Consider the following 23,729-nt stretch of genomic DNA (forward strand, 5'->3'; position numbering starts at 1 on the left):
GCCATGCCCGACATTACGTACCCGCCCGACCTGATCGCCGCGCAGAAACGGTCCCACCAGGCATGGGTCGATGTGCAGACCCACCGTATGACCGTGGACGCCGCGCGCCGCGCCGAGGCGGTCCCGGTGAAGGATGCGCCGAAGTGGATGTCCCCGGCGCTCCGCGAGTGGACGCCGGAGGAGCGCGACCGGCACGCGGAGCTGATGACGGAGGCGACCGCGGCGGCCGAGGCGCTGCACGTCGCGCTCGCCGCAGCCGGGCTCGGGCACGGGTACGACGTGCTCCAGGGACTCCACAAGGCGGCCCGCGCGGCGTAGCGTCAGCGGCGTACCAATGCGGGGCCGCCCGCGGAAGGCCCGTCACCTGCTGGTGGCGGGCCTTCTGTATGCCCCGGTAGTGCACCGCCCGGAACTCGCACATACGATCGAACACATGTCCGACCCTCGACCCGTGGTCACCGTCACCCTCCCCGACGGCACCACCATGCCCGCCCGGCTCATCACCCGCCGCGAAACCCGGACCGGCTGGACGTACGACGTCGTCATCGCCGTCCCCGCCGAGGACTGCGAGCCGGTCGACGGTGCCGTCTATACGTGGGTGCCGACCATCCACCGACCAGGGCCTGACGCCACATGGATGATCGCGCCGATCGGTCGCACGGACGTCGCGGAGCTGCACCACGTGCAGCGGTGCGGCCAGCTGGACCGCAGCCGGGGTCGGGTGGTCAGCAGGGCGGAGGCGGCAGCGGCTCTGGTGGCGGGGACGCGGGCGTGTGAGGACTGCTGGCCCGAGCCGTAGACATGGCCGCGCCCCGCCTCCACGGGGGTTGGAGACGGGGCGCATCCTCGGGGGGTAATTTCAGCGTCGCACCAGGGCGCGACGGCGGGAAGGGTGTGGTCAGTACCGGCGTCCGTACTTCTCCACGATCGCCTTCACCTCGCCGACGCGCGCGGCCTCGGTGTAGCTCAGCTCGTCAGCGGCGGCTGCGTCGAGGTAGAGCGTGGCGACGGCGAGGAGCTGGCCAAGCTCGTGCTCCGGGAGAGGGATTGTGCTGTTCGGCTCTTCGCTCACGGCCTGTTCTCCGGACTGGGCTGGTCGGCGGACCGTAGTGCGGTGCCGATGGCGGCGAGGTTCCTGGCTGTGTTCTGCACGGCCTCTGCCGACGTGATGCCCCAAGCCTGCGCGGCGACGCGGGCGTTCACGGTGCGCGGCGCCTGCGCGTGGCGGTCGAGTTGGTGGCGGGCTCGGTCGGCGTCCGGGTACGGGCGGTAGGTCATGGCTCAACTTTCCTCTTCGGCGGGCGTGGCCTGCGTGGGAACCGCGAGATTGCGGCCGTCGGCGACGAGGCGGCGGACGGTCTCCCGGCTGTAGCCGCTGGCCTCGATGATGTCCTTCTGCGGCATCTGGTCCGCGAACCGTGCGAGGTCGCGGGCGCGTTGACGGTTCGCCGCGCCGATCGCTTTGTCGTACTTGGCGATGGCGGCTTGTACGTCCTTCTTGGTGGCCATGACCCGATGATGCCATATCGGTTAGGCCCAATCCAGTTGACATGCCTCATTGATTGGGCCTACTCTATGAGGCGTAGAGGAAGTCGCGCCGAGGGGGATCCGTGAAGCACACCGCCCGCCAGACCAGCCAGCAGACCACCGCCGCGATGTACCGCGCGATGGACCGCCAGCACCCGGTGACGATCACGTACACCAAGGCGGACAGCAGCACCACGGTGCGCACGATCGAGATCCGCGAGATCAAGACCACCAAGGCGGGCGACACCATCCTCCGCGCCGCCGACCGGGCTTCGGGCGAGCTGCGCACCTTCCGGCTCGACCGCATCAGCGCCTACACCGTGCACCGCACCGCCTACGTGGTCGACCTCCCCGCGACCGACCGCCCCGCCGTCGCCGTCCCCGAGTTCCGTACGACCGCCGCGCTCGTCGCCTACGAGATCGGCCGCGACGAACGCGGCACCCGCCACCTCATCGCCGCCGCCTGACCGCACCACCACCCACCACACCTGATCAGGAAGGACCACCACTATGGACCGCAACGCTGACCAGTTCCGCCGTGACGCGATCGCCCAGTACGGGCCAATGCCCGCCACCCCCGAGGGCGCCCTCGCCCACGTCCTGTGCGCGTTCGCTCAGCGGCCCGACGACGAGATGGCCGTCACCGCCACCACCAACCTGTACGGCGAGGGCGTCCGCACCGGCCTCACCTGGGGTGACCTGCGGGCCGTTCAGCGGCAGTTGGACGCGGCCGAGCAGCCCCTGGACGCGGGCGTCGTTGAGTTCCCCAAGCGGCCGACCGTCTGAGCGCCGCCCGTGTGCGTGCCCCCACCGCGCACACGGGACCACCTGGCCCCGTCCCGACAATTCCCAGCGCCGGGGGTGCAGTTGTCGTACCCGCCCCGTATCGTCCCGGCATGACCTACGCCGATGACCCGACCCGACTCGCCCGCCTCCTCCGCGACCTCGCCAACGCGCTGGAAGCGACGGGCGTCAGCCCCAGCGGAGCCACCGCGGAACGCCACCTGATGGACGACGCTCGCGCAGCAGCACGGGAACTCGACCCTCGCGATAAGCGTGGGCCCGGCAAGCTGAGCGCCTGGTAACGGCGGTGCTGCCCCACCAGGGCCGTGCTGCCGCCTCCCCCCGGCGGCACGGCCCTTCCGTGTCACCTCCGCCGCGGCTGACCACCCATCGGCGTCGGAATCACCCGAGCCGAACCTCCACGTCCAGCCTCCCGGCGCTCGACCAGCAACTCCTCGTAGGACTCCCGTGCGCCCGCCAGGGCGTCCTGAAGACTGTCGCAGTCCTTCCCCCAGGTCTTGCCAGAGCCAGAAAGGCTCCACAGTTCGACACTCCAGTAGGGCTCCCACGGCGTGCCGTCTGGATCGACGTCCGTCTCCGGGTTCGGCCCCGCGATCTCCCCGATTTTCCCCGTCTCGTCGTACAGGTCGAACGACCCCGCCAGCTCTTTCGGCCGGAACTCCAGTGCCATGGTGTCTCTCCCAGTAGGTCGGCGACGCTGAGCTCGAACGGCAGCCGCATTCAGCCGTCGTAGTCGTCGGTGTATGCGGGTCCGCCCGGCTCGGACTCGCACCCCTCGGTATGCCCCGGCGTCCCGAAATGCGTGATCACCAGCCCGTAGCCCTGGCCGGTGCCGCAGCCCTTGTCCGACCACTGCTGCGCGGCCAGGGTCCAGGCGACGAGGGCGATGAGGACGAATGCGGCGATGGTGGTTTTGCTTCTGATCCACGGGGTGGTGGTGGCGGTCATGGCCGCGAGTATGGGCGTGCCCGTGTGGGGGTGTCCGGGTAGTAGCCGGGTAGTAGCCGGTTCGTGACATGTAACCGCCCCGCCACCAGCACGGTGACGGGGCGGAAGGGCGGTCGGGACTACGGCTGTACTTCCCAGACCTCGGCCACCGCACCGTCGTAGTCCCGCACCTCGAACCGACCCGTGGGAACGGCCACGGCCTGCGTCATGACGACACCCTCGGGCGGCGGCGTTCCTGCGGGTGGGCCTTCCGGCATGTCGGCGCGGTCGAACCAGCAGCCGTCCATGTGTGCGGGTACGAATCCCTCCGGGAGCCCCGGCGCGGGGCGGATCACGACGTAGTCCGGTTCGCTCATGGCCGCCATTCCTCGCGGTAGTCGGGGTGGTCGGCGTACGCCTGCGCGAAGAGGCGGAGGACGCCCTCCAGCTTCGCGGCGAAGCCCGTCGTGAACGTCGGGGCGAAGTCGGCCGCCGCCTCGGCAACGCGCAGCAGCGCCCGATTGGCTTCGGCTTCGCGCAGCACCCGCGCCGGACGATGGGTCATGATGTGGCGCTCGTCTGCTGCCATCTCGGGATCGAACGACGTGATGCGGGTGAAGACGCCGCTCAGCTCGCTGTCCGCGGCGCGCGCCAGTTCCTCGTCCTCGGCCAGTCGGGCCCGCAGGAACACCACCAGATCATCCACCGCTGCTCTCCTCGTTCACCTTCGCCACCGACTTCGGCCGCCGCTTCCCGCCGCCGGAGTAGCCCTTCGCGATGTCCTGCACCGACCCGTGATTGATGCCCAGCTCAATGCCCACGCTCCGCAGGGTCGCACCCGGGCGCGCGAGCAACTCCTGGAACGCCGCCTGCCGTGCCGCCTTCAACTGCTTGTTGTGCTCCGGCAGGCCCTTCAGTACCTCGGTGAGCACCTTGGCGCGCTCCACTGGATCGGCGATCTGCCCCAGCGCCTCGATGGCGTCGAACACCCGTTGCGCCTCCTCGCTCACGCCCGGCCCCTCTCTGTGGGCGGGCCACTTCCCATATTGTAGGGGGACCCCCTACAGTGAGGGAAGGTAGCCCGCGCTACCCAAGTAAGGACGGCCCGGCCGGAGTTCGCAGCTCCACATGGCCGGGCCGTCAGCACCACCTCAACCATCACGAAAAGGCGGCACCACGTGCAGATTACCGATCACCCCGAGCCCGAGCCCACCCCCACGCCCACCTCGAACCTCACCACCTGCATCGAGTGCGCCGCCGCCTACACCGGGACCCACACCTGCGCGCCCAAGATCTGGACGACCGCCGGTGGCTGCGGGGCGCCGGACTGCGTGACCACGGCGGCGAGCGCCTGATGAGCGAGCAGCCCGAGTCCGAGCAGATCGGCACGGCCCAAGAGCAGAGCGGCCACCACTGGCCCGCCCCGACGCCCGCCGAGCACAACGAGGCATTCCGACAGGAACGTCCCGACGACTGCGTGAGCGAACACTGATGGGCCGGTTCGACTGGCTCGGCGGACGCAGCAACCCGCGCGACGCCGAGCAGTCCGCCCAACGTGCCCGCGACCACCGGACCCGCATCGCCCGAAACTCCCGCGACACCAAGAAGCGGCAACGCGACCAGACCAACCGCCCCCGCTGGAACGAGTAGCCCCCCCAGCCGCCGGACCCGTCACGCCCCCGCACGGGCCGAACCACCCACCCAAGGAGACCCCATGGCCAAACCCACCGCCATCCACGTCGGCGACCGCCTCAACGCCCCCACCTGCTGCAGCAGCTCCCTGCGCGCCATCGGCGACGGCATCTACGAATGCCGCCACTGCGATTGCCACGTCATCACCGCCGACAGCGGCGTCGTCGAGAAAGTCCGCCGCTGCCCCCAGCACACCTGACCCGAACCCGACCGCCGCGCCCGGCGCCCCTCCCGGCCGCCGGGCGCGGCCCCACCGAGGACACCGTGAACCCCAACCGCCGCGCGATCACCGCACTCGCCATCGGCGCCGGCTTCGTCACCCTCGTACTCACCGCCGGCGCCTTCTGGCTCAGCTACGACCACCTCCACCTCATCGCCGACGGCCACGGCCTCCACGGGAACGGCGCGTGGGCGTGGCCCGGCACGATCGACGGCTTCATCCTCGTCGGCGAGAGCCTGATCCTCCGCGCATCACTGCGAGGACGCGTCGACCCCTGGGCCATCGCACTCGCCGCACTCGGCTCCACCGGATCGGTCGCACTCAACATCAGCGGCGTCGGATCAGGCGCATCCGCCCTCGACTACATCGTCGCCGCGGTGCCGCCGACGGCCGCACTCATCGCGTTCGGTGCACTCATGCGGCAGGTCCACGACGCCCTGGAGCGCATCCAGGCCGCACCCGGCGAAGAGGCCGGGCCGCAGCCGGATTCGGAGTTCGAGCAAGCCGCATCCGAGGCCACCGCACTCGCCCCACCCGTGCGCACGGCCGGTGCACTCGAACTGCATCTCGCCCCCATGCTGCCCGCAATCCCCGAGGTCAGGTTGGATGCGCAGCCGGATACACCGCCCGTACCCGAGCCGTCGACACCCACCTCGGCCGCCCCCGACGACGAACTGATCGAGCACGCCCGCGCACTCGCCGCACACGGCCCGATGAGCCTGCGGCGCATCCAGCGCACCTACGGCGTCGGCCAGCAGCGGGCAATGCGCATCCGCGACGCACTCGACAAGGAAGCCTCGTGACCCACAAGCCGATCGAGCCGACCCGCGTCATCCCCGCCGGGCACCCGCTGCCGACGCGCACCGCATCCTGGGAACCGCCACCCGCACTCCCCGCACCTCCCGCGTGGTGGGAGGCGCCTCCCCCTGCCGGGCCGCCCGTCCCGATAGGCCCGCAGGAAGTGCACGTCCGCGTCGACGTGCACTTCCCCGACCCTGTCGCGCCGCCGGTCGAGCCGCGGGTCGACTGGTCCCGGCTGTGGTCCTGGATCACCGTTCAGCACTGGATCGGCGTCTGCGCGTCGCTGGCCCCGCTGTTCGGCGGCCGGTCGGTGGCCACCGGATGGGGTGCCGAGCTGCGGGCATGCCGGGCGCAGGCGTCCGTCGGCGGGGCGTGGACGCTCGCCCTGATTGCCGTCGGCGTGGCGTTCACGGTCGGCCGTTGGCGGCCGCGCTGGTACTCCTACGCCGCGGCGACCACCGCCCTGTTCGGGCTCGCCGCGCAGGCCAGCCCCTTTGACCTCGTCACCCTTCTTACGGGAGTCACCCAATGAGCAACGCCCACCTCACCGCGGGTGCTCTCGCGATCAGCCTCGCCATCACCGGCTACAACCTGTGGCAGTGGTGGAAGACCCCGGCTCGCGAGCCGAAAGTCCTCCTCCCGTTCGCAGGGTCGTACGTCCTCGGCGGCCTGTCCACGATCTGCGGCGGACTCCTCGGCATCCTCGCCGGATGGACCGCCGGGGCCAGTAACGGCGCAGGAAAGCACGTCCTGTCCGGCACGGCCGGAGCGAACGCCGAGGCTCTCGATCGTGGCAATCCGGGTCAGTTGAGCCCTGGCGGGGCGATCGTGACGGTCCTGATCGCGTTCGCGTTCGCTGTGGCGTGGAAGGCTGCGGGCAAGGTCATGAAGCGGAAGCTGTTCGGCGGCTGGCTGTCCGGGGCGACCCTCACCCTCAGCGTTGGCGTCGCCGGGCTGTTCGTGCACGTCGTGGGTTTGGTCAACGGGATCGGCGACCCCTTTTATGACTGGTTCAGGACCGGGGCCGGACTGTGACCGGGCACCTGGCGAGGGGCCTGCGGATCCTCGCCGCGCGCTGGTCGGCCAAGCCGATGGCGTGGGCGCGCGCGGGGGAGAACTGGCTCGACAAGGGCTTCCGATGGGCCATGCTCGCCGCCGCCGGGCTGGTTATTTTCCGGGTCCTCACTGTGTCGCTGCCGGTCCTCGGAATCAGCGTGCTGGTGGTGTGCGTGCTCGCCCTGCGCGCCGCGACGAAGGCTGCACGAGCGGGCGCATCAACACCTGTTGACGCCACGCGCGAGCAGCCCGACGAGGCCACTGACGAGCCGTCGCAGGACGGTCTCCCCGAGGTGTCGCAGGAGGCTTTCGTGAGCCTCATCCGGGACGTCCTCGGCACCCTCAACGGGGTGCACCTCGCGACCCTCGCAACCGCCCTCAGCGTGCGCGTCGGCGGGGCCTGGGAGATCCCGGACGTGAGGGCCCTGGCCGCGGCCACGGGGGTGCCCGTCCGGCCCGCTGTGCGGGGTCTCGGTAAGCGGGTCTCCCCAGGGGTGCACAGGGACGACCTGCCGCCCCTCCCCGGCCCCTCTCCGGCGGCCGGGCGTAGTTCGGCCGGGGCTGTAGTTGTTGCAGGTCAGGTCGGAACTACAGCCGCAACTACCAGCCCGGCAACAACGCCTGAGACCACGACGGACCGGGTGGTAGGGGGCCTGCGGATCATCACCGCCGACGACCCCCACAACCCCGCCCGCGCGACCGTCACCGTCATCGACCCGACCCGAAAGAAGGCGCGCTCGTGACCCGCCACGACCCGATCGAATGGCTCCGCGCACACGACGCAAGCCCGCTCGCCGAGGTCGACTCCGACACCCCGTACCTCCGCGAAGCCAGCTACGACGACGGCGCCACATGGGTTGACCCGGCCCCGCAGCGAGCTGAGTTCGCCCACCTCGCGTCCACCGAGGCGACGCTCGCCGGACTGCGATCGGATGTCTCCGAAGAGGGGGTCGTGATCGTGGAAGTGCACGGCGGGTGGCTCACCCGGTGGACACCGATCACCCAATGAAGCCCCGGAGCGGGCGCCGCCTGGCAGCTACCGCCCGCCCCGGTTTCACCCGATCCGATGAGAGAACAGGCCCCACGATCATGCCTCTCCCGAAGATGCCCACACGCCAGGACACGAAGCCCGGCCAGGGCACGGAGCACGCCCGCGAGTACGACGAGAAAACCGGCGGTTGGACGAAGCCCGTGCCGCCGAAGGAGGACTGACCGGTGTCCCGCGCCCGCCGTCGACGGCGCCTCCCGCGCCCCGACTGCTCCACGCTGCTCCTGTGTCTGGCGGTCGTCGCGGCGGGCGTATGGCTCATCGTCCGTACCGTCACCCTGTGGATCACCGGACACCCAGGGGCCGTAGCGGTCGTGCTCGGGTTCGGCGCGGCCGGAGGCATCGGCGCCGGAATGCTGTCCGCGCGCCGGGACCGCGCCCGTGCGGACCGTCTCGCCCGCACGGCCGACTATCTCGCCCTGTCCCCGGCAGAGTTCGAGCAGGCCCTCGCCGCGCTGTGCCGCCGCGACGGTTGCCGGGACGTGCGGGTCGTCGGCGGCGCCGGGGACTTGGGCGCGGACGTGCTGGCGACCACGGGGGACGGGCGGCGGATCCTGATCCAGGCGAAGCGGTACGCGCCCGGCCGCCGGGTGGGTTCGCCGGATGTGCAGCGGGTCGGCGGAACGATGCGCATTGTGCACGGGGCGGCGCTCGCGATCGTCGTGACCACCTCCGCCTTCAGCGCGGAGGCCGAGGGGTACGCGCGGACTGCGGGGATCCGGCTCGTCGACGGGGACGAACTGGCGACGTGGGCATTGGGAGAGACTGCCCCGCCGTGGGGCAGGGAGAGGAGAATGCGGGCATGAATGATCTGATCGAGTTCCTGCGGGCCCGGCTGGCCGAGGACGACGCGACCGTACGCGAGGCGAACACGTCGCCGGAGATGGTGACGGGCATCCCTCATTCGTACGCGGAGGCACCGGTCGCCCTTCACATCGCTCGGTTCGCCAGCCCCGACCGGGTGCTGCGCGAGGTCGAGGCGAAGCGGAACCTGATTGACTCAGCCGCTTGTGCTAGGCACGACCGCGACTACTGGAACGCGCAGCTCCCATCCGATTCAAAGGAGCAGCTCAAGACCATCGCGGTTATGGAGGCGCGCTGGTTCGCGTGGCACTACGTCCTCACGCAGCTCGCCGCGTCCTACGTCGACCACCCGGACTACCGACCGAAATTGATCGTCCCCGCCTGACCCCCGGACGCACAAAAACCGCCCCGGCGCCCTCCCGAAGGAGAGCACCGGGGCGGTCTGCTGTTCGTGCCTACTTAATCCCAGCCCAGTACCCAGTCGCCGCGACGTTCGACGCCATCGTGATCGTGCTCGGCAACGCCGCGCGCCCCGTCCCGTTCGACGCGTACAACTGCCCGGCCCCGCTGAGCCCGACGTTGATGAGCGACGGAGACCCACCCGCACCCGCACACCGCGGCAACTGCGGGGCAGTGGTCGCGTTGAACAGGAAGGCCGCCCAGTACGTCCCCGGGGTCAGAGCCACGCTGATCGTGGCCGTCTTCAGTCCCGTCGTCGCCGTGTCGCTGTCCACACCCACCGACGTCAGCAAGGTCCCGCCACTGTCGTACAGCCCGACGAAATTCTGTGCGGCCGTCTGGCCCGTCGGGGCAGCCGCCACGCCCCAGTACAACGCGGTCGCCGTGAAGCTCTCCGTGATGAACATGCCGCTGAGGAACAACGTTCCCCCGGTCGCCACCGCCGCCGTCGATCCACAGAACCGCGGATCGAACGCCCATGCCCGCAATCCGTGATCCGCAACCTGCGGAGCCCGCAACGCCCGCCCCGCTACCGTCAGATTCCCGGAGACCGCCCCGCCTGCCAGCGGCATGTACTTCGTTGCAGCGTCCGCCCGGTCACCATGCGGGTCCGCCGCTCCAGAGTGGGCCGTGATCGCGGACGTCGTGAAGGCCCTGTCCGCGTGCGGGTCGGCGGCGCCCGTGTGGGTAGACACCGCCGAGGTGGCGAACGTCGCGGCAGCAGCGCGGTCCCCGTGGGGATCCGATGCTCCGGTGTGGGTTGTGACGGCCGACGTAGCGAACGCGCGGTCTCCGTGCGGGTCCGAGGCCCCAGCATGGGCTGCGACTTTTCCCGTCGCATCGGTCGCGGCTGCCGAGGTCGCAGCGCTCTGGGCCGCGTTCGCCTTCGTCGTCGCATCCGCGGCGGCGGCGGCCCGGTCGCCGTGCGGGTCACTTGCGCCTGCGTGCGCTGTCACCTTCGCCGTGGCGTCCGCAGCCGCCGTCGAGATCGCCGTCGACTGGGCCGTGGCCGCTTTCCCCGAAGCATCCGTCGCGGCAGCGGACACCGCCGCCGCCTGCGCAGCCGCAGCCGACCCGGCCAGATCGAACGCCGCGACCGTGGTGGGCGCCAGCGTCGGGTTCGGGTACGTGCCCGTCAGCGCCCCGCCAGCCGGACCGGACGGTGCACCGCCACCCCCACCGCCGGAGTGGGCGTCGGTGTACGCCTTTGCCGCCGCCAGTGTCGCCGCGGCGGTGGCATCGGCGTACGCCTCGGTGACCGCCTGAGGTACGAGGAGGTCGTACGTGCCCGGGTCCTCCGCCACGGGGATGAGGTCGGCGAGATCCACCGTCGCCCCAAGGGCCGTGGGCAGTTGCACGGAGTACGGGGCGTCGTCCCCGGTCTCGACGCGGTACGTCCAGCCGCTGGGCACGTATCCGGCGGCGTCGGTGCACAGGAGCGTCACCGCCGCGGTGCCGGTGCCGCGGTCCGGGACGATGGTGATCGGATCGTTGGTGCGGATGTCGTCCAGCGCGGTGCTGACGACGCGCTGGGGTGACGGGGTCAGGGTGATCGGTGTGCGGTCTGCGGCGCCGTCGGTCTGGCCGACCCTGACGGTCAGGAGGATCGTGTCGGCACCTTCGGGAAACGGCATGCTCAGACTCCGATGTCATGCAGGAACGGGCGGGCTTCGTCTGGCGGTGGAGGTGCGGGTGGGGGCTCCAGACCGGCCGCCCGCGTGAACACGACCATCGTCCGCAGCAGACTGCTCAGGTAACCGATCGCACTGGTCTGCCCGCTGATCGTCGTGTCCTGCCGGGTGACGCGGGCGTCGAGTCGCTCGATGTCCTTGTCGAGGCGGTCAGTGACGGCGGCGAAGTCGTCGCGGCGTTCCTGCCGCGGGGATCTGCGTGCGGCCCTGGCGACGCCGAGCGTCCCACCCGCGGTGACTGCGGCCACGACGATCGTCGTCAGGTCCAGGCTCACGTGGTGCTCCGATCGTGCGGGGGTGGCAGCGGTTCGTCCCATGTCGCGCCGACGGCTGGGATCAGGGCGAGCGCGGCAAAGATCAGGGAGGACACCCAGCCGCGCGGGGTGTCGTGTCCGGGCCACCAGGACACGAAGTACGACAGGGACCAGGGCACCCAGACGAGGGTGAGGGCGGCGAACCCCGGCCAGTCCCGCCCTTGGCCCAGGGGGACGCAGGCGAGGGCGACGGCCCCGGCGGCGATGAGGGTGACGCCCCAGCCGTGGAGTCCCATCAGGCCGAGGAGAAAGCGGAGGCCGGGTGGATGTGGGACGGGAGGGACGGTGATGAGGCTGATCCCGTAGAGCAGGGCGATCCCGCCGACGAGGGTGAGGAGCGCGCCGCGGTGGCCCACCTGGCGGGCGACGCGGTGGACCACCGCCCGCATGTCAGGCCGCCAGGTCGACGGACTTGCGGGTGCCGAAGTCTTGCGCCCGGACAGCCACCCCGGTCGGCTTCCACACGCCGAAGTGGCTGAGCACGCCGGTCCCGAAGGACACGGCCCACAGGATCACGGCGGAGCTGACGGAGTATCCGGCGTCGTGCGGCGCGGCCAGCTCGACGAGGAAGCCGGTTGTGGCGGTGAGGCCGAGCAGGAGCACCGCCTTGACGGAGGCGTTGGTGACGCGGGTGGTGACGAGGCCGACGAGGACGGGCAGGACGACGCTGATTGCGAGGCCGAGCCAGTACGCGCCGTCGAGGGTGGGCTGCATGGTCAGGACTCCTTCGGGATGGTGGTGTTGTCGTGGACGGTGACGGCCGGGCGGCTGTCGCCGAGGGCCTTGGCGAGGGTGTTGACCGTGGCGGTCAGCGCGTCGAGGCGGCGGGCGAGAGCCTTCACATCGGCGTTGGTGCCCCGCAGATAGCTGTACGCGTCGTGCGGGTCGGCCTTTCCGTCGAGCTGGCCCTTGTAGGCCCACAAGTCCTTCGGGTTCGGCATCGTGATCTCCTCGTGCGTCTGAGGTGCGGCGGGGGTGTCACCAGCAGCCCACGCCCGCAGAGCCGCAGGCGACAGGTAGGCCAGCGACCGGTCCAGCGGGGTGCTGGTGAACTGCCAGAACAGCGGGCGCAATCCGGACGGCGACGGCTGCGTCCGCTTCTCCGCGTCCGTGTACGACATGGCGCCCGCCGGATACGCCGGGTACCAGAGGAAGGCCGAGTTCGCGGGCAGGTGCCCGGCGGCGATGTCGTCGGCGGAGGTGTAGACGCCGACGCGCTGTCCGGGGAACGCCTTCTGTACGGCGGTGATCCAGGTCTGCGCGTAGGCGCGGATCTGGGCGGCGGTACGGCCCGAGTAGTTGGCGCCGTCCGAGCGGCGCTCCAGGTCCAGGACGTGCAGGAAGCCCGCCCTCGAGTACGGCGTCACCGCGGCTATGTAGTTCGCGGCCTCCGTGGCCGCGTTCTGGTTCGGCCACCCGAAGTGGTAGGCGCCCGGCACGAGTCCGGCGCCGATGATGCCCGCGATGTGCGTGGCGAAAGCGCTGTCCTTGGTGTGCTCGCCCTCGGAGGCCTTCGCGAACGCGAAGGTGATGCCGCTCCTGGCCAGGGCACCCCAGTCCTGCGCGCCCTGATACGACGAGACGTCGAGACCGTGCGAAGTAGCCATCAGTCCTCCGTTGGCGGTATAGCTGTGGCGGCCACGTCAAAGCGCGTAGCCGTTGCACCGATTGGATTCAGAGCAGTCCCCCTCGACTCGAAGAGACCTATGAGTGCGGCGATGAATTGGTCCTGTGTCATACCGGCTACAAGGTCCCCGTACATGGTGTCGCCACCCCACCTGAACGACACCGAATATGAGGTGTTACCCGGCTCCTGAGTGCGGATAGTGACGAAGGGATATTCAAGCTCTGCCACGGTGGCTTCCTTTCTGGACTCAGGAGATGGGCCCAGCTGACGGATAATCAGTGGCCGCGCCGATTTCCTCTACGAGCAGGTACGAAGGGTTCGAGGCGGACCCGCTCAGGATCACGCTGCCGCTGCCGCTGATCCGGGCGTACGTACCAACGAGCGGCGCGAGGATGTCCGCGCCGGTCGTGTTCGTAATGATCGACTGAAGATAAAATGCGTATGTGCCTGCGGGGCTGCCGGACTGAAAACGTCCTGACGCCAACAGAGACAGACCGGTGGTAGTTGTTTTGTGCACCTCGAAGCTTCCCTGGTCAGTGCTCGCCGCAGAGAACATCGCACCCTTGAATGTGATCTGGTAGGCACGCCCGTTACGAAAGACGATGGTCGATGTGGTGATGCCCGCTGCCGCAGTCGACGTGGTCGACGCGGAAGTGTTCGCCGTCAGGGCCGTGTAGCTCACCGTGTGCGGCACGTTGTCATTCATGAGTTGGGCGGTGACCCTTTGTCCTGCGAGAAATGCCATATCCGCCTCCTACAGGGCGATAATCATCGGGGTGTTGAGGCGGACGTCCGTCCCAGCCGCCTGGGCCTTGACGACGGTGTTGCGGCTGCGGCTGACGTAGAAATTGGTCGGCGAAGCGCTGACCGCCACCGGTACCAACCGCAGCGCCCACGCGTACCAGGGCGCCGACGCCGGGGGTGTCCCGCCATGACGGGCCCGCAGGACCGCGCGGGACGCCGACGCGGGCGCCGTGACCGTCTGCGCGAGGTAGACCCATTTCCCCGCCGGTACGGCCGTGGTCCCGGTCAGGCCACCCGTCGTGAGGAACGTCCCGGACGCGTCGTACCAGTCGACGCAGGCCCTCACGTCCGTGTGGCCGCCCGGCGAGTACGCCCACAGGCACACGGTGTACGAGCCCCCCGCCGTGACGGTGCCGACCGCGCTCAGTGCGTTGTTGGCACCGCCCGACGTGCTGATGCCGTTAGGTGTGATCAGGAGAGACCCGGTGCCGTCCTTCGGGAACACCTGCGCCTGAGACCAGCCAACGCTTGCACCGTTCCCCGTCCAGCCCGACGCGTCCGAGTCGAGCCACGGATTGGAGTTGATGATGTCCGCGCCGATCGACTCGACGCGGATCCTTTCGCCCCCGACCCGGACCATGACGGGCATGTCCACCGGATCGACCGTCCACAGCGGCCCCGCGGTCACGGCGACGGACAGGACACGGGCCGTCGAAGTCGCGGCGGCGGCGAGCTGAGACCCGTCCGTGTCGAGACGCCCGAGGACGGGGTCGTCGAGGACACCCACCCGGTACGGGCCGTACGGGGTGCACGCGAAACTGAGCCGCCACGCGAACTGGGCGATGGTCTCCGTGTACCCGAGCGCGAGTTGGTCGATGGTGTCCGGCGGCAGTTGCGGGATCAGAGGCGGCGTGATCCGTATCCGGGAACCGGTGTCGATCCGGCACACGGAGGGGATGAGCGTGGGATTCTTCTCCAACCACACGTTGACCTGCGGGAACCGGGCCTCATCCCACGTACCGACGTGCGTCCGCCACCAGGCATGCTGGGCGGCCTGGTCATCGGTGTGGAGGGCGAGCGTGGTGTTCTCGTCGTAGCCCGTGCCGATGCCGAGCGGCGGCGGCTGCACGGACAGCGGCCCCGTGGTGATGACGCTCCGGCCCGACGAGCCGTTCGCGCGCGTGATGGTGCTGTCGTTCCGGACGCCTTGCAGGTCGTCTACCGGCTTCAACGGCGCCATCAGCGCCTGTGGCGCCTGTGGCGTGGCGATGTAGGGGAGGTCGAGGGCGGACGGCTGGTTGTACAACGACGCGCGGCTACGGACACGCATGCCCAGGAACTCCCGCGCCTCGTACAGCAGTCCCTCGTCTGCCTGGACTGCGGCGGTGAGCGCGACGAGCAGTTCGTCCGGCGGCTGTGGGCCCACCAACTCGGTGTCGATGTCGTAAGCGGCCACCGACATCGGTGCGCCCTGCTCCATCCCGAGCCGTGCCACGCGAACCGCAGCAGGTTCGCCGTCGAACCCAGACTGCGAGTCCTGGTAGGCGGCCGTGCCGGGGGCCGCGACCACGGCCAGGTGCCCGAGGCGCAGATCAAAGCCGGGCCCCCACGCCCCCGTTACAGACGTGACCCGTCCCGGTGCGCCGGTGAACGAAGTACCGGGCCCGTACGTCGCGCTGTCGCCGAGCATCCGCCAGGCCGCCGTCAAGGCCACGGTCCCGCTGAACGTGGACGTCGAGATCTGAAGGCACCCCCACCCGGCGGTGATACTCGTCGGCACGGTGTCGAGCGTGCCGAGGACGTTCCCGGCGCTGTCGAGGGCGGTGATACGGGCGACGCCCACGCCGACGAAGAACTGCACGGTGGCCGCCGTACCGCCGGACAGGCCGACTTGCAGCATCAGCGTGGGCGCAGCCGGGACCGTCGCCATGTTGAAGACGCACGCCACGTCCCAGTCACCCACCGGCATCGCGGGGACTGACGCGGTGATCGATGACGGCGGCGCGATCTGCGGCAGCGGGCCCGAGCCGGGCAGGCTGCTGTCAGCGGCCCAGGTGAGCCCGGCGGTTCGCATGACGCGGACGCCGGGAAGCGGGCTGGCACCGAAGGTCGCAGCGGCGCCGTCCTCCATCGGCCAGTAGGCCACCAAGGAGGGATCCGCCGCGATCGTCCGGCGGAGCGCCGACAGAAGGACTGTTTTCGACTGGTTGTAGCGCTGAGAGACACCGGACGCGGTGATCGGGGTCGTGACGTCCTTGCCGCCCGTGTCCCACTGCGGAGGCCACTCGGATACCTCGCCGCTGAACCGGATGAACACGTTGCTGATCGCCCCTGCCGTGGCCGTCCAGGTGCGGGGCGACGGCGCGGTGTCAGCGAAGGACGTGGCACCCACTGTCTGCGCGGTGAAATCGGGGTTGGCGACCACTGCCCCGCCGATGCCGGAGCGGACCTCAGCGGAGAAGATCTTCCGGGCGTACTCGACCGGCGTCACGTTGGGGATCGAACCGGCGGTCAGCGGCGCCGCCGACTTGAAGATCGACGTCGCGCCCACAACCACCGCGCCGCCGAGCTGGGTCCACGGGCCCGCAGTACCGGGCGTCGTGGAGGTGTAGAACGTCACCGTTCCGCTGCTTGCGGCCAGCGTCGCCCGGACCGACAGGCGAGACCCCGGCACCGCGCCGATCGGATCGGACTGGGCCAGCCTCCGTGCCGCACCGTCCGTTGACCACACCAATTCCAGGATGCCGAAGGCGCTGACCCCCAGACGCCACGACCGCTGGTTACCGGCTGTGGCGTACTTCCCGATCAACGCGGTGACCCCAGGGCGCCCGTCGATGAAAGCCGCCGGCGCGTCGGCGAAATCGCCCCAGACGGCGAGTTCCGCATCGACTCGGATGTCGATGTCGCCGGTAATGCCCAGCACCGCTGCGTCAGGGGTGGAGGCGCTGCTCGATATGCCGTGGGGGCAGTCCAGCCAGGGTGTGCCGTAGGCGACGCCCACCTGGAGGGGGGTGTTCCGGCCGAGGTACGGGTAGTACGGACTGAGCGGGTTCCGGGAGGAGTACGCACCCGAGTTGTTGTCGAGGGTCAGCGTGCACGTCGCCGGATCGGCCACCGTACCGCCGGACGCCTTGATGCCCCGCTCAATGACGATCGCGTCGGTGCCGCCCTGAGACCGCACGTCGGACGACACATCCACCAAGGCGCCGTTGACGGTGAGCTGGACAACGATGGGAAGCCTGGTCTGCGGGAACGCCATCAGGACCGCCCCCCGTAGACCCTCTGCACGTCGCCGCCGCCCTTACGCTGCACGAGGTCCCGCGTCGGCTCCAGCAGCCGCTCGGCCAGGACGCGGCCGTCGAGCACCAGGGTGATGTGAATCGGCGGGACCTGGCCGCCGCTGGCGCGCGAGAGCATCCGCTCGGTGTCCGGGGCGGAGTGCACCCGCGATCCGGGCGGCAGGTCCACCAGTTCGGGCGCGTACTCCCCGACGAGCGTCCGGCCCGACCGTGCCCCGCCCGTCGCGGCCATCCCCACCGTGCCGCCGGACGCCTTCACCCCGAAGGCCCGCTTGAGCTGCTTCGCCATGGCGTTCGCGGCCGCCATCATCACGTTTTCGATTTTCTTCTGCTGCTTCTCCAGGCCCTTCACCAGCCCGTCCGCGGCCTTGATGCCCGCCCCGTACATGGCGTCCGCCGTCGTCTTGCCCGCGGCGGTGCCGACGGCTTTGAGCTGCTTCTCCAGGGAGTTGATCGTCTTGATGTCCTTGCCCGACGCACCCAGGAGCCGCTCGGCGGTCTCCATGCCGCCGCCGTCGATCCCCGCAGACGCGATCTCGCTGAGGGACTGGGAGTTGAGGCCCTTCTTCTTCAGCGTCGCCAGATCCGCAGCGAAACGCTTCGCCGTCGCCACATCCGTGCTGAGCTGGTTCACCACGCTGCCCGGACCGCCCGGCTGGCCGGTTCCGCTCTTGGCGATGGAGCCGTAGGAGACGACCGAGGACGCCACCGAGTCGCGGAGCTGCGCGAAGCTGTCCTTCAGCGACGACAGCTTGTCCTTCGCCGACGCCAGCTTGTCGTTGACGGAGTTCAGCGCCTTCTCGTTCTTGATCAACCCCGCGCCGAAGTTCCCCAGTGCCTTCAGCAGCCGCGTCTCCTGCGCCCCGTGCGTCGCCGCAGCGATCTTCGACCGCCACTCGTTCAGCGTCGATACCAGGCTGTCCACGCTCCCCGCGCCCGCCGTCGACCGCTGGAACGCCGGGGTCTTGTACCCCGCCACCCGGCTGAAGTACGCCAGACCGCCCAGCTCGCCAGCCGCATCACGGCGCGCGTCAGCTTCTGCCTTCGCCGCGTCGATCCGCCGCTGCTCCGCCTTCGAGACGGTGCCCTTCGCGTGCCCCGGCACCTTGATCCCGTTGAGCGCGGCGAGCTTCTTCGAGTCCGTGTTGCTGAAGATCCGCGTCCCCGTCGGGGTGACTTGCATCAGTTCGGGGCCCTCTTCGCCCACCCAAGCGGTCTCGCCGATCGGCGCGACGCCACCACCGGCGTGATGCCCCAACCCGCCCAGTTGCGGGCCTGAGTACACGGACTTCAGGAACGTCGTGATCGTGATGTTCTTGTTGCCGAGCTGCGCCAAGTCCCACTTCGCCTGGAGAACCTTCGCCTGAAGATCCCGGATGTCCGCTTGGAGCGCGGCCTTCTTCGACGGCGGCACCGACTTCAACTTCGCCTTCGCGCTCGCGAGCTTCTTCTCCAGGTCGCTGATGTCGCCGTTGACCTTCACCTCCGGCGGGACCTTCAGCAGCGAGTCCGCCAGCTTCTCCGCCGCCTGACGGTTCTGGCCCATCCCCATCGCGGCCTTGACGAGGCTGTTGTACCCGCGCTCGTACGCCGAGTTGACGGTGCCCCACGACGCGTTCTGCTTCACCAGGGCTTCCGTGTAGGAGTCCGTGTCGCTCGCGACCGCGAGCAGCGCGTCCCTGTTGGCCCGGCCCTTCTCGGTGTGGACATCGAGAGTCGCACCATTGGACTTCAGCGCGGAGGTCAGGTCGGAGATCGACGACTCCATCTTTGTCTGCGACCCGTACGCCTGCTGATTGACCTTGTCCAGCGCCTGAAGAGAGTCCGTAAGACCCTTCGCCGATGCCGCCTGTACGTCGAGAGCCGCCTGCGTCTCCTGCGCGGCCTTCCCGAACTTCCCCTCGGACTCGGCGGTAAGGTCGGACTGGAGCTTCGTCCCGGCCAGCGCGGCGTTGTAGTCGTCCAAGTCGGTCTTCGGGATCTTCGCACCGGACTTCGACAGCTTGTCCAGGGCTGCCTTCGCCTGGTCCGCGTGACCGCCGCTCACCAGCGATGCGAGCGCCTTGTCGACGCTGTCAATGTCCTTCTGCGCGTCCTTCAGCGAGTTGGACTTCGCCATACCCAACGACATGACCTTGTTCATCGTGTCGTTGAAGGCATCCATCCCCGACGCCTTGCCCGACACCCGGTCGACGGCCTTCGCGAGCCCGTCAAGGTCAGAACCGAAGGCCCTGGTCAGCTCACCAGCGGCCTTACCGCTCGACCCCAGATTGCCGAGCGCGGTGGCCATCCGGTCGACGTCCGGGGCCTTCTTCCCGCTGGAGGACAGCTTCTCCAGCACCAGCACCAGGGCGCCGACCGCCGCCACCGTCACGCCGAGCTTCGCACCCGTCGACAGCGTCCCGAACGCCGCACCGAGCCCCCGGAGCCCGCCGCCAGCCGCGACGGACGCCTCCTTCATGTACATGGCCTTCAGCGCGACCGTCTCGAACACCTTGGCCGCCACGGCGGCGCCCTTCGTCGCCCCCGACCAGAGCAGCGTCGCCCCGGCTGCGACCTTCATCGCCACCGACACGGTCACCATCGCCGCCGCGAGACCAGCCACGGCGACAGCAGCCCCGAGCGTCGCGGTCTTGTGGGCGGACAGGAGAGAGACGAATTTCTGGACCGGCGGGATCAGCTTTTCCCCGATGCTGATCATCAGGGCCTGCGTGGACATCTCCAGAGACTTCATCTGGAAAGCGAAAGTCTTGGTCGTGTCCTCCCATGACTTGCCGAATTTATCCGCACCCTCAGCCAGTGCGGGGTACTTCGATTCCACGCGGTCCATCTGGCCGACGAGAATATTCAGACCGGCACCGGCTTTACGGCCGAAAGCCTCGGTGATGATCTGGCCCTGCTGGTCGGAGGTGACGCCCGCCGCCTTCATGTGCGCGACGAGGTCTTCGAGGGCGAGCTTTAGGCCGCCCTTCTGCATGTCCTTCGCAAGGGAATCCGCCTGGAGCCCAAGGGACTTCAGGGTGGCCTCACCGCCAGCGACGGGCTTCGCGAGCGCCATCACGGACATGCGGAGCTGGTTACCCGCCAGAGCGCCACGGATGTTGTTGTCACCAAATGTCGCCAGTGCGGCGCCGACGTCGGCAATATTCAGGCCGAAGCCCTTGACTGTGGCGACCATTCCGCTGCCGAACGCGTTGGCGAGGTCCTGCATCCGCATGTCGCCGGTGCCGACAGTGGCGTTGAGGACACCCATGGCCTGGTCGAGGTTTTCGACACCTGGGATTCCCGACGCGACAGCGGCAGTCAGGGCGTTGGTGACGTCAACCAAATCGGCGTGACCGACGGTCGCGCCTTTCGCGGCGGTCTCCGTGAGCTCAAGGGCTTTCTTACTCGTGATGCCCATGCTCTCGAAGTTCATTTCGACGTGCAGAAGCGACTCGGACAGTGAACCGGGGTCCTGTGCGACTTTCCCCGCTAGTCCGAGGACGCCCTTTTTCAGGCCGCCGAGTTTGTCCGCCGACACCCCGGCCTGCGTTTGCAGAAGGGTCATCTCGGAGTCGAACTTGCTGGCCATCTTCACGGCCTCAACGCCGAGCACGGCGAATCCCGCGCCCGCCAACAGTGCTGTCTTGTGAAATTTGGCCATGCCCGCGCTCGCGCCGTTGACCTTCGCGTTCACACTGGCCATGGCAGGGCCGGTGAGGTCCTTAGCCGTAACCAGGATCTCCACCAGATTCGACATCAGCCCTCACCCCCAATCGCACAATCTCCAGCAACCGCAACGACTCAGCAGGCCCGTCTTCAACCACCCACGGGGGAACCCCCCACTCTTTTGCGAGTGCGAGAATCTCCTCCGCGTAAATCAGCTCGCTAGGCTTTCTGACGGGATTTCCGTCAGCATCGATTCCACCGGGGAGACCTCTCCATCGGCGGAGTCGCTCTCCAAAGGGGCGGGGACACCGACGATCGCCTCGTTCCACTTCGCGATGATCGCGTGGACGAGCTTCGGCTCCTCGTCCTCCAGAGACTCCCGAGTCGGCGGCAGGTCCGCCCCGTCCTCGTCCTCCCGGTTCCACGACACAAGCTGCGAGACGACCAGGCTGAGCATCCGGTCGAACGCACCGTCCTCGGATTCGTCGGCGACGCGCGCGGAGGTCAGCTCCTTGTGCTTGCGGATCGACATCGACCGCAGGACGACCTCAAGGCCCGGCCAGTCGGTGGTGTCATCGAATACGAGCTTGTACAGCGTGGGACTGCGCCTGCTACCCATGATGTGTCTCCCTCAGGCCCACGTCGGGACGGTGCCGTCAGCGAGCACACCGGGAATCGACGCGGTCAGCTCACCCGAATTCGACCGCTGCAACGGGTAATCCGTGTACAGCATCTCCATCGCCAGCGTCTTACCACTGACCGCGAGGGACGTCGTACGCGCCACCGACGTCGACGGCACCGTGCTGAACACGGTGTGCGCACCCGTCGGGTTGAAGACCGTCTCCAGCGTGATGGAGGCATCCGCGAGCAGCAGAAGCCGCTCGTTCGCGCTCTTGTCGATGCCCGTGACGTCCTGCACCGCACGCGGCGTCGCGAACGAAAGATTCGTCACGTCGTTCTTGATGACGACAGGCGTGCCCGACGCGTCATCGACACTGCACGTGGTCCAGCCGATACCGGAGGTCTTGGCCATGGGTGATCACCCTTCCTTGATTGCGTCGGCGAGCCCCTGCTGGTGCTCAGCGAAGTCCTCGGTCCAGTGCTCGGGCCGCTGATGCAGCCGCGCCCTCGTCCCGCGGGGATTGCCGCGGCGGTCGCCGTCGCGGACGATGTAGAACTCCGGCCGGCCGACGGGAAGACGGTGCTGGCTGGCCTGGAAGCACGGCTGGCCGGCTTCGAAGACCAGCCACGTCTCGCCCTCGGTCACGGTCAGCTCCGTGAACTTGCGGCCGCTGTTCTTCGCCGCGTGGAGCAGCTCGGGCGCGAGGCTCTCGATGCGGGTCTGCCAGCCCTTGAGGAAGTTCAGGCAGCCGATTTCCTCGCAGGTCGCGGGCCGGAAGTGCGTGGCCAGCGGCGACCGGATCTCGTAGGTCTTGTACGACTCGGGGCCCATGCGGGGCTCGACGGTGGTCATCAGAAGGTCACCCCTGCGATCGGGTTGCGGCAGACCGTCACGGCGAACTGCGCGCTGGTGAAGGTGCCGCTGCTCACGGCCCGCAGGTACCGGGCCACGGTCTGGGCGTTCGATGTGGCGATGCGCTGCGCGCCGGCGGCCGCGGCTGCGGTGAAGCCGCCGCCGGTGACGTCGGTCCACACGGAGTTGTCGGGGCTGTCCTGGAGTTTCACGGTCACCGAGGTGCCGGTGAGGGCGAAGACTTGGAGGTACGCCTGGAGCCCGTACGCGGTGGACGCGGCGTTGTCGAGGGCGGCGCCGTTGGTGCCGGTGGCGTCGGTGCGGGGCCCTGCGGTGGCGAGGAGTCCCCATTCGAGGCCGTAGGAGTTGGCCTGCCCGGACACGGCCATCGTGAAGGAGCCGTCGGTGCCGCGGGTGCCGTCGTAGTTGATCTGCTTGCCATTGAGGCAGGCGGCTGGTGATCCGAGGGCGGTGCCGCGGGCGTAGGTGAAGATGACGTCGGCCGTGGGCAGCGCGGCGAGCGTGTCGTGGGTCATGTTCAGCGCCGGGTCGAAGAAGCTGACGAACTCGATCCGGCCGTCCCTGATGCCGCCTTGGCGGGCCATCGCGGCTTGGGTGATGTCGGTGAAGTCGAGGACGCCGGGGCCGCCGCCGATGTTGCCGAGGCTGTTGATCGCACCGGATGCGTTGAAGCCGCTGACGTAGAACGCGTCGCCGAGACCGCCTTGCTTGGCCACTACGCCACCTGCTCCCAGAGGTCGTTGACGATGACGGGAAGGGTGATCGTCATCACCCGGTACTCGTTGCCGGACTCGATGAGGTACCCGGCGCGCGCACCAAGCGGATCACCGAACTGACCGAGGAGGTCGACATCCCGAACGGTGCCGGCGAGTGTGAAATCCCCGGAGTACGCGGCCATCAGTGCATCCAGGGCGGTCATCAGCGCCGGGTCAATCGCATCCCCCGGGTCCTGGTTCATGCCGGTGTACAGACGCACGTAAAAGCCCAGCCGCACCGACGTAGACGCCAGCCCCGACGCACCCCGAGCCGGGCCGATCTGCTCCACCCACACCGCGCACGTGATACCGGCGCTGGGCGGAGGCGACTTCGGCTCTTCGCCGTTGACCGCCTCGAAGTACCCGGTCGCGAGAGCGTGGGACTGGACCTGGTCGAGGATCGTGGTGATGTCGAGGCTCATCCCAGCATCCCCACCCCTCGGGCGACCGCGGCCTCGGCGATGGCGTGGGATTTCTGCGCGATGCGGTTCCGGACCCGGCGGAACGTCGCGTAGCCCTTGAAGGACGTGGTCTGGTTGCGGAACGACACGCCTTCGAGCCATGGCCCGTAGATCACGCCGGAGTCGTTGATGCTCCGCACGCCAGGGCCGCGCAGTTCGTTGACGATCCGCGACTCGTAGTAGCCCGTCGGGTGTTGCAGCACCTTGATCAGCTCCATGCTGACCTCGTACTTGGTGTAATCCGCGATCTCCGTGAGGGCTGTCTGCGTCATGTGGGCGATGGCGATCCGGCTGCGGCCCTCGACGATGGGGCCCTTCAGCCGGACGTTGACGTTGTACGCGACACCAGCCATG

The 23,729-nt window shown here is 69.1% G+C and carries 39 protein-coding genes; 16 read left to right on the forward strand and 23 right to left on the reverse strand.

All coding sequences use genetic code 11. The features are described 5' to 3' along the window. The first annotated feature begins 3 nt into the window (after positions 1 to 3). Complete coding sequence (locus tag ACZ37P_RS16750; protein ID WP_467346996.1) at positions 4 to 318, forward strand: hypothetical protein; 315 nt, start codon at positions 4 to 6, stop codon at positions 316 to 318. Between the two features lie 115 nt (positions 319 to 433). Further along, positions 434 to 799: a hypothetical protein gene (locus tag ACZ37P_RS16755; protein WP_467346998.1), complete on the forward strand. Its 366-nt coding sequence runs from the start codon at positions 434 to 436 to the stop codon at positions 797 to 799. 99 nt (positions 800 to 898) lie between these two features. Here ACZ37P_RS16755 and ACZ37P_RS16760 read toward each other — a convergent pair whose 3' ends face one another. The 3 genes from ACZ37P_RS16760 to ACZ37P_RS16770 are packed head-to-tail and all read right to left on the reverse strand — an operon-like array spanning position 899 to position 1,509. Then, the gene (locus tag ACZ37P_RS16760; protein WP_467347000.1) at positions 899 to 1,072 is read right to left on the reverse strand and encodes a hypothetical protein; all 174 of its coding nucleotides are present in this window, start codon (positions 1,070 to 1,072) and stop codon (positions 899 to 901) included. After that, on the reverse strand, positions 1,069 to 1,278 hold the full coding sequence (locus ACZ37P_RS16765; RefSeq protein WP_467347001.1) for a hypothetical protein: 210 nt from the start codon (positions 1,276 to 1,278) through the stop codon (positions 1,069 to 1,071). The genes ACZ37P_RS16760 and ACZ37P_RS16765 overlap by 4 nt, the downstream gene beginning before the upstream one ends. A gap of 3 nt (positions 1,279 to 1,281) precedes the next feature. Further along, positions 1,282 to 1,509 (reverse strand): hypothetical protein, encoded by a 228-nt coding sequence (locus ACZ37P_RS16770; RefSeq protein ID WP_467347002.1) that lies wholly within the window; start codon positions 1,507 to 1,509, stop codon positions 1,282 to 1,284. Between the two features lie 101 nt (positions 1,510 to 1,610). Between ACZ37P_RS16770 and ACZ37P_RS16775 the strand changes: the two genes are divergently transcribed. From ACZ37P_RS16775 to ACZ37P_RS16785, 3 genes are all read left to right on the forward strand, one after another. Beyond that, positions 1,611 to 1,994, forward strand: coding sequence for a WYL domain-containing protein (locus tag ACZ37P_RS16775; RefSeq protein WP_467347004.1), 384 nt, complete (start codon positions 1,611 to 1,613; stop codon positions 1,992 to 1,994). Between the two features lie 43 nt (positions 1,995 to 2,037). Continuing rightward, positions 2,038 to 2,313: a hypothetical protein gene (locus ACZ37P_RS16780; protein WP_467347006.1), complete on the forward strand. Its 276-nt coding sequence runs from the start codon at positions 2,038 to 2,040 to the stop codon at positions 2,311 to 2,313. Positions 2,314 to 2,423: 110 nt separating this feature from the next. Then, positions 2,424 to 2,612, forward strand: a complete 189-nt coding sequence (locus ACZ37P_RS16785) for a hypothetical protein (RefSeq protein WP_467347008.1) — start codon at positions 2,424 to 2,426, stop codon at positions 2,610 to 2,612. Between the two features lie 62 nt (positions 2,613 to 2,674). Here ACZ37P_RS16785 and ACZ37P_RS16790 read toward each other — a convergent pair whose 3' ends face one another. From ACZ37P_RS16790 to ACZ37P_RS16810, 5 genes are all read right to left on the reverse strand, one after another. Continuing rightward, positions 2,675 to 3,001: a hypothetical protein gene (locus ACZ37P_RS16790; RefSeq protein WP_467347009.1), complete on the reverse strand. Its 327-nt coding sequence runs from the start codon at positions 2,999 to 3,001 to the stop codon at positions 2,675 to 2,677. Positions 3,002 to 3,051: 50 nt separating this feature from the next. Then, a complete protein-coding gene (locus ACZ37P_RS16795; RefSeq protein WP_467347011.1) occupies positions 3,052 to 3,279 on the reverse strand; it encodes a hypothetical protein in 228 nt (75 codons plus the stop codon). Between the two features lie 119 nt (positions 3,280 to 3,398). Beyond that, on the reverse strand, positions 3,399 to 3,635 hold the full coding sequence (locus ACZ37P_RS16800) for a hypothetical protein (RefSeq protein WP_467347012.1): 237 nt from the start codon (positions 3,633 to 3,635) through the stop codon (positions 3,399 to 3,401). After that, positions 3,632 to 3,964 (reverse strand): DUF6221 family protein, encoded by a 333-nt coding sequence (locus ACZ37P_RS16805; protein ID WP_467347014.1) that lies wholly within the window; start codon positions 3,962 to 3,964, stop codon positions 3,632 to 3,634. Before ACZ37P_RS16805 ends, ACZ37P_RS16800 begins: the two co-directional genes overlap by 4 nt. Then, positions 3,957 to 4,268 (reverse strand): hypothetical protein, encoded by a 312-nt coding sequence (locus ACZ37P_RS16810; protein WP_467347015.1) that lies wholly within the window; start codon positions 4,266 to 4,268, stop codon positions 3,957 to 3,959. Before ACZ37P_RS16810 ends, ACZ37P_RS16805 begins: the two co-directional genes overlap by 8 nt. Before the next feature lie 168 nt (positions 4,269 to 4,436). Between ACZ37P_RS16810 and ACZ37P_RS16815 the strand changes: the two genes are divergently transcribed. From ACZ37P_RS16815 to ACZ37P_RS16865, 11 genes are all read left to right on the forward strand, one after another. Further along, on the forward strand, positions 4,437 to 4,613 hold the full coding sequence (locus ACZ37P_RS16815) for a hypothetical protein (protein ID WP_467347017.1): 177 nt from the start codon (positions 4,437 to 4,439) through the stop codon (positions 4,611 to 4,613). Continuing rightward, positions 4,613 to 4,750: a hypothetical protein gene (locus ACZ37P_RS16820; protein WP_467347018.1), complete on the forward strand. Its 138-nt coding sequence runs from the start codon at positions 4,613 to 4,615 to the stop codon at positions 4,748 to 4,750. The genes ACZ37P_RS16815 and ACZ37P_RS16820 overlap by 1 nt, the downstream gene beginning before the upstream one ends. Then, entirely contained in the window at positions 4,750 to 4,908 is a 159-nt protein-coding gene (locus tag ACZ37P_RS16825) for a hypothetical protein (protein ID WP_467347020.1), read from the forward strand. Before ACZ37P_RS16820 ends, ACZ37P_RS16825 begins: the two co-directional genes overlap by 1 nt. 64 nt (positions 4,909 to 4,972) lie before the next feature. Further along, positions 4,973 to 5,149 (forward strand): hypothetical protein, encoded by a 177-nt coding sequence (locus ACZ37P_RS16830; RefSeq protein WP_467347022.1) that lies wholly within the window; start codon positions 4,973 to 4,975, stop codon positions 5,147 to 5,149. 65 nt (positions 5,150 to 5,214) lie between these two features. Continuing rightward, positions 5,215 to 5,973 (forward strand): DUF2637 domain-containing protein, encoded by a 759-nt coding sequence (locus tag ACZ37P_RS16835; protein WP_467347023.1) that lies wholly within the window; start codon positions 5,215 to 5,217, stop codon positions 5,971 to 5,973. Next, positions 5,970 to 6,503 (forward strand): hypothetical protein, encoded by a 534-nt coding sequence (locus ACZ37P_RS16840; protein ID WP_467347025.1) that lies wholly within the window; start codon positions 5,970 to 5,972, stop codon positions 6,501 to 6,503. Before ACZ37P_RS16835 ends, ACZ37P_RS16840 begins: the two co-directional genes overlap by 4 nt. Continuing rightward, a complete protein-coding gene (locus ACZ37P_RS16845; RefSeq protein WP_467347027.1) occupies positions 6,500 to 7,006 on the forward strand; it encodes a hypothetical protein in 507 nt (168 codons plus the stop codon). Before ACZ37P_RS16840 ends, ACZ37P_RS16845 begins: the two co-directional genes overlap by 4 nt. After that, entirely contained in the window at positions 7,003 to 7,770 is a 768-nt protein-coding gene (locus ACZ37P_RS16850; RefSeq protein WP_467347028.1) for a hypothetical protein, read from the forward strand. The genes ACZ37P_RS16845 and ACZ37P_RS16850 overlap by 4 nt, the downstream gene beginning before the upstream one ends. Beyond that, entirely contained in the window at positions 7,767 to 8,036 is a 270-nt protein-coding gene (locus ACZ37P_RS16855) for a hypothetical protein (protein ID WP_467347029.1), read from the forward strand. Before ACZ37P_RS16850 ends, ACZ37P_RS16855 begins: the two co-directional genes overlap by 4 nt. A gap of 206 nt (positions 8,037 to 8,242) precedes the next feature. Further along, a complete protein-coding gene (locus tag ACZ37P_RS16860) occupies positions 8,243 to 8,881 on the forward strand; it encodes a restriction endonuclease (protein WP_467347030.1) in 639 nt (212 codons plus the stop codon). Further along, positions 8,878 to 9,264 (forward strand): DUF6221 family protein, encoded by a 387-nt coding sequence (locus ACZ37P_RS16865; protein ID WP_467347032.1) that lies wholly within the window; start codon positions 8,878 to 8,880, stop codon positions 9,262 to 9,264. Before ACZ37P_RS16860 ends, ACZ37P_RS16865 begins: the two co-directional genes overlap by 4 nt. Before the next feature lie 70 nt (positions 9,265 to 9,334). Here ACZ37P_RS16865 and ACZ37P_RS16870 read toward each other — a convergent pair whose 3' ends face one another. From ACZ37P_RS16870 to ACZ37P_RS16940, 15 genes are all read right to left on the reverse strand, one after another. Next, positions 9,335 to 10,972 carry a hypothetical protein gene (locus tag ACZ37P_RS16870; protein WP_467347033.1) on the reverse strand — a complete coding sequence of 546 codons (1,638 nt, stop codon included), beginning with the start codon at positions 10,970 to 10,972 and terminating at the stop codon, positions 9,335 to 9,337. A 2-nt stretch (positions 10,973 to 10,974) separates the two neighbouring features. Continuing rightward, positions 10,975 to 11,304 (reverse strand): hypothetical protein, encoded by a 330-nt coding sequence (locus tag ACZ37P_RS16875; protein ID WP_467347035.1) that lies wholly within the window; start codon positions 11,302 to 11,304, stop codon positions 10,975 to 10,977. Continuing rightward, positions 11,301 to 11,732: a hypothetical protein gene (locus ACZ37P_RS16880; protein ID WP_467347036.1), complete on the reverse strand. Its 432-nt coding sequence runs from the start codon at positions 11,730 to 11,732 to the stop codon at positions 11,301 to 11,303. The genes ACZ37P_RS16875 and ACZ37P_RS16880 overlap by 4 nt, the downstream gene beginning before the upstream one ends. A 1-nt stretch (position 11,733) precedes the next feature. Further along, the gene (locus ACZ37P_RS16885; RefSeq protein WP_467347037.1) at positions 11,734 to 12,057 is read right to left on the reverse strand and encodes a hypothetical protein; all 324 of its coding nucleotides are present in this window, start codon (positions 12,055 to 12,057) and stop codon (positions 11,734 to 11,736) included. 2 nt (positions 12,058 to 12,059) lie between these two features. Next, positions 12,060 to 12,950: a glycoside hydrolase family 25 protein gene (locus ACZ37P_RS16890; protein ID WP_467347039.1), complete on the reverse strand. Its 891-nt coding sequence runs from the start codon at positions 12,948 to 12,950 to the stop codon at positions 12,060 to 12,062. Next, positions 12,950 to 13,198 (reverse strand): hypothetical protein, encoded by a 249-nt coding sequence (locus tag ACZ37P_RS16895; RefSeq protein WP_467347041.1) that lies wholly within the window; start codon positions 13,196 to 13,198, stop codon positions 12,950 to 12,952. Before ACZ37P_RS16895 ends, ACZ37P_RS16890 begins: the two co-directional genes overlap by 1 nt. Positions 13,199 to 13,217: 19 nt before the next feature. After that, on the reverse strand, positions 13,218 to 13,715 hold the full coding sequence (locus tag ACZ37P_RS16900; RefSeq protein WP_467347043.1) for a hypothetical protein: 498 nt from the start codon (positions 13,713 to 13,715) through the stop codon (positions 13,218 to 13,220). A 9-nt stretch (positions 13,716 to 13,724) separates the two neighbouring features. Continuing rightward, positions 13,725 to 16,973 carry a carbohydrate binding domain-containing protein gene (locus tag ACZ37P_RS16905; RefSeq protein WP_467347044.1) on the reverse strand — a complete coding sequence of 1,083 codons (3,249 nt, stop codon included), beginning with the start codon at positions 16,971 to 16,973 and terminating at the stop codon, positions 13,725 to 13,727. Then, positions 16,973 to 20,755 (reverse strand): phage tail tape measure protein, encoded by a 3,783-nt coding sequence (locus ACZ37P_RS16910; protein WP_467347046.1) that lies wholly within the window; start codon positions 20,753 to 20,755, stop codon positions 16,973 to 16,975. Before ACZ37P_RS16910 ends, ACZ37P_RS16905 begins: the two co-directional genes overlap by 1 nt. A 120-nt stretch (positions 20,756 to 20,875) precedes the next feature. After that, complete coding sequence (locus ACZ37P_RS16915) at positions 20,876 to 21,283, reverse strand: hypothetical protein (protein ID WP_467347048.1); 408 nt, start codon at positions 21,281 to 21,283, stop codon at positions 20,876 to 20,878. Between the two features lie 12 nt (positions 21,284 to 21,295). Next, positions 21,296 to 21,697 (reverse strand): hypothetical protein, encoded by a 402-nt coding sequence (locus ACZ37P_RS16920; protein WP_467347049.1) that lies wholly within the window; start codon positions 21,695 to 21,697, stop codon positions 21,296 to 21,298. A gap of 6 nt (positions 21,698 to 21,703) precedes the next feature. Further along, positions 21,704 to 22,138 (reverse strand): hypothetical protein, encoded by a 435-nt coding sequence (locus ACZ37P_RS16925; protein ID WP_467347051.1) that lies wholly within the window; start codon positions 22,136 to 22,138, stop codon positions 21,704 to 21,706. Then, positions 22,138 to 22,875 carry a hypothetical protein gene (locus tag ACZ37P_RS16930; protein ID WP_467347053.1) on the reverse strand — a complete coding sequence of 246 codons (738 nt, stop codon included), beginning with the start codon at positions 22,873 to 22,875 and terminating at the stop codon, positions 22,138 to 22,140. Before ACZ37P_RS16930 ends, ACZ37P_RS16925 begins: the two co-directional genes overlap by 1 nt. Beyond that, complete coding sequence (locus ACZ37P_RS16935) at positions 22,875 to 23,336, reverse strand: hypothetical protein (protein ID WP_467347055.1); 462 nt, start codon at positions 23,334 to 23,336, stop codon at positions 22,875 to 22,877. The genes ACZ37P_RS16930 and ACZ37P_RS16935 overlap by 1 nt, the downstream gene beginning before the upstream one ends. Next, entirely contained in the window at positions 23,333 to 23,728 is a 396-nt protein-coding gene (locus ACZ37P_RS16940) for a hypothetical protein (RefSeq protein ID WP_467347056.1), read from the reverse strand. Before ACZ37P_RS16940 ends, ACZ37P_RS16935 begins: the two co-directional genes overlap by 4 nt. Position 23,729: the final 1 nt, after the last annotated feature.

Source organism: Streptomyces sp. NPDC024632, assembly GCF_055559175.1.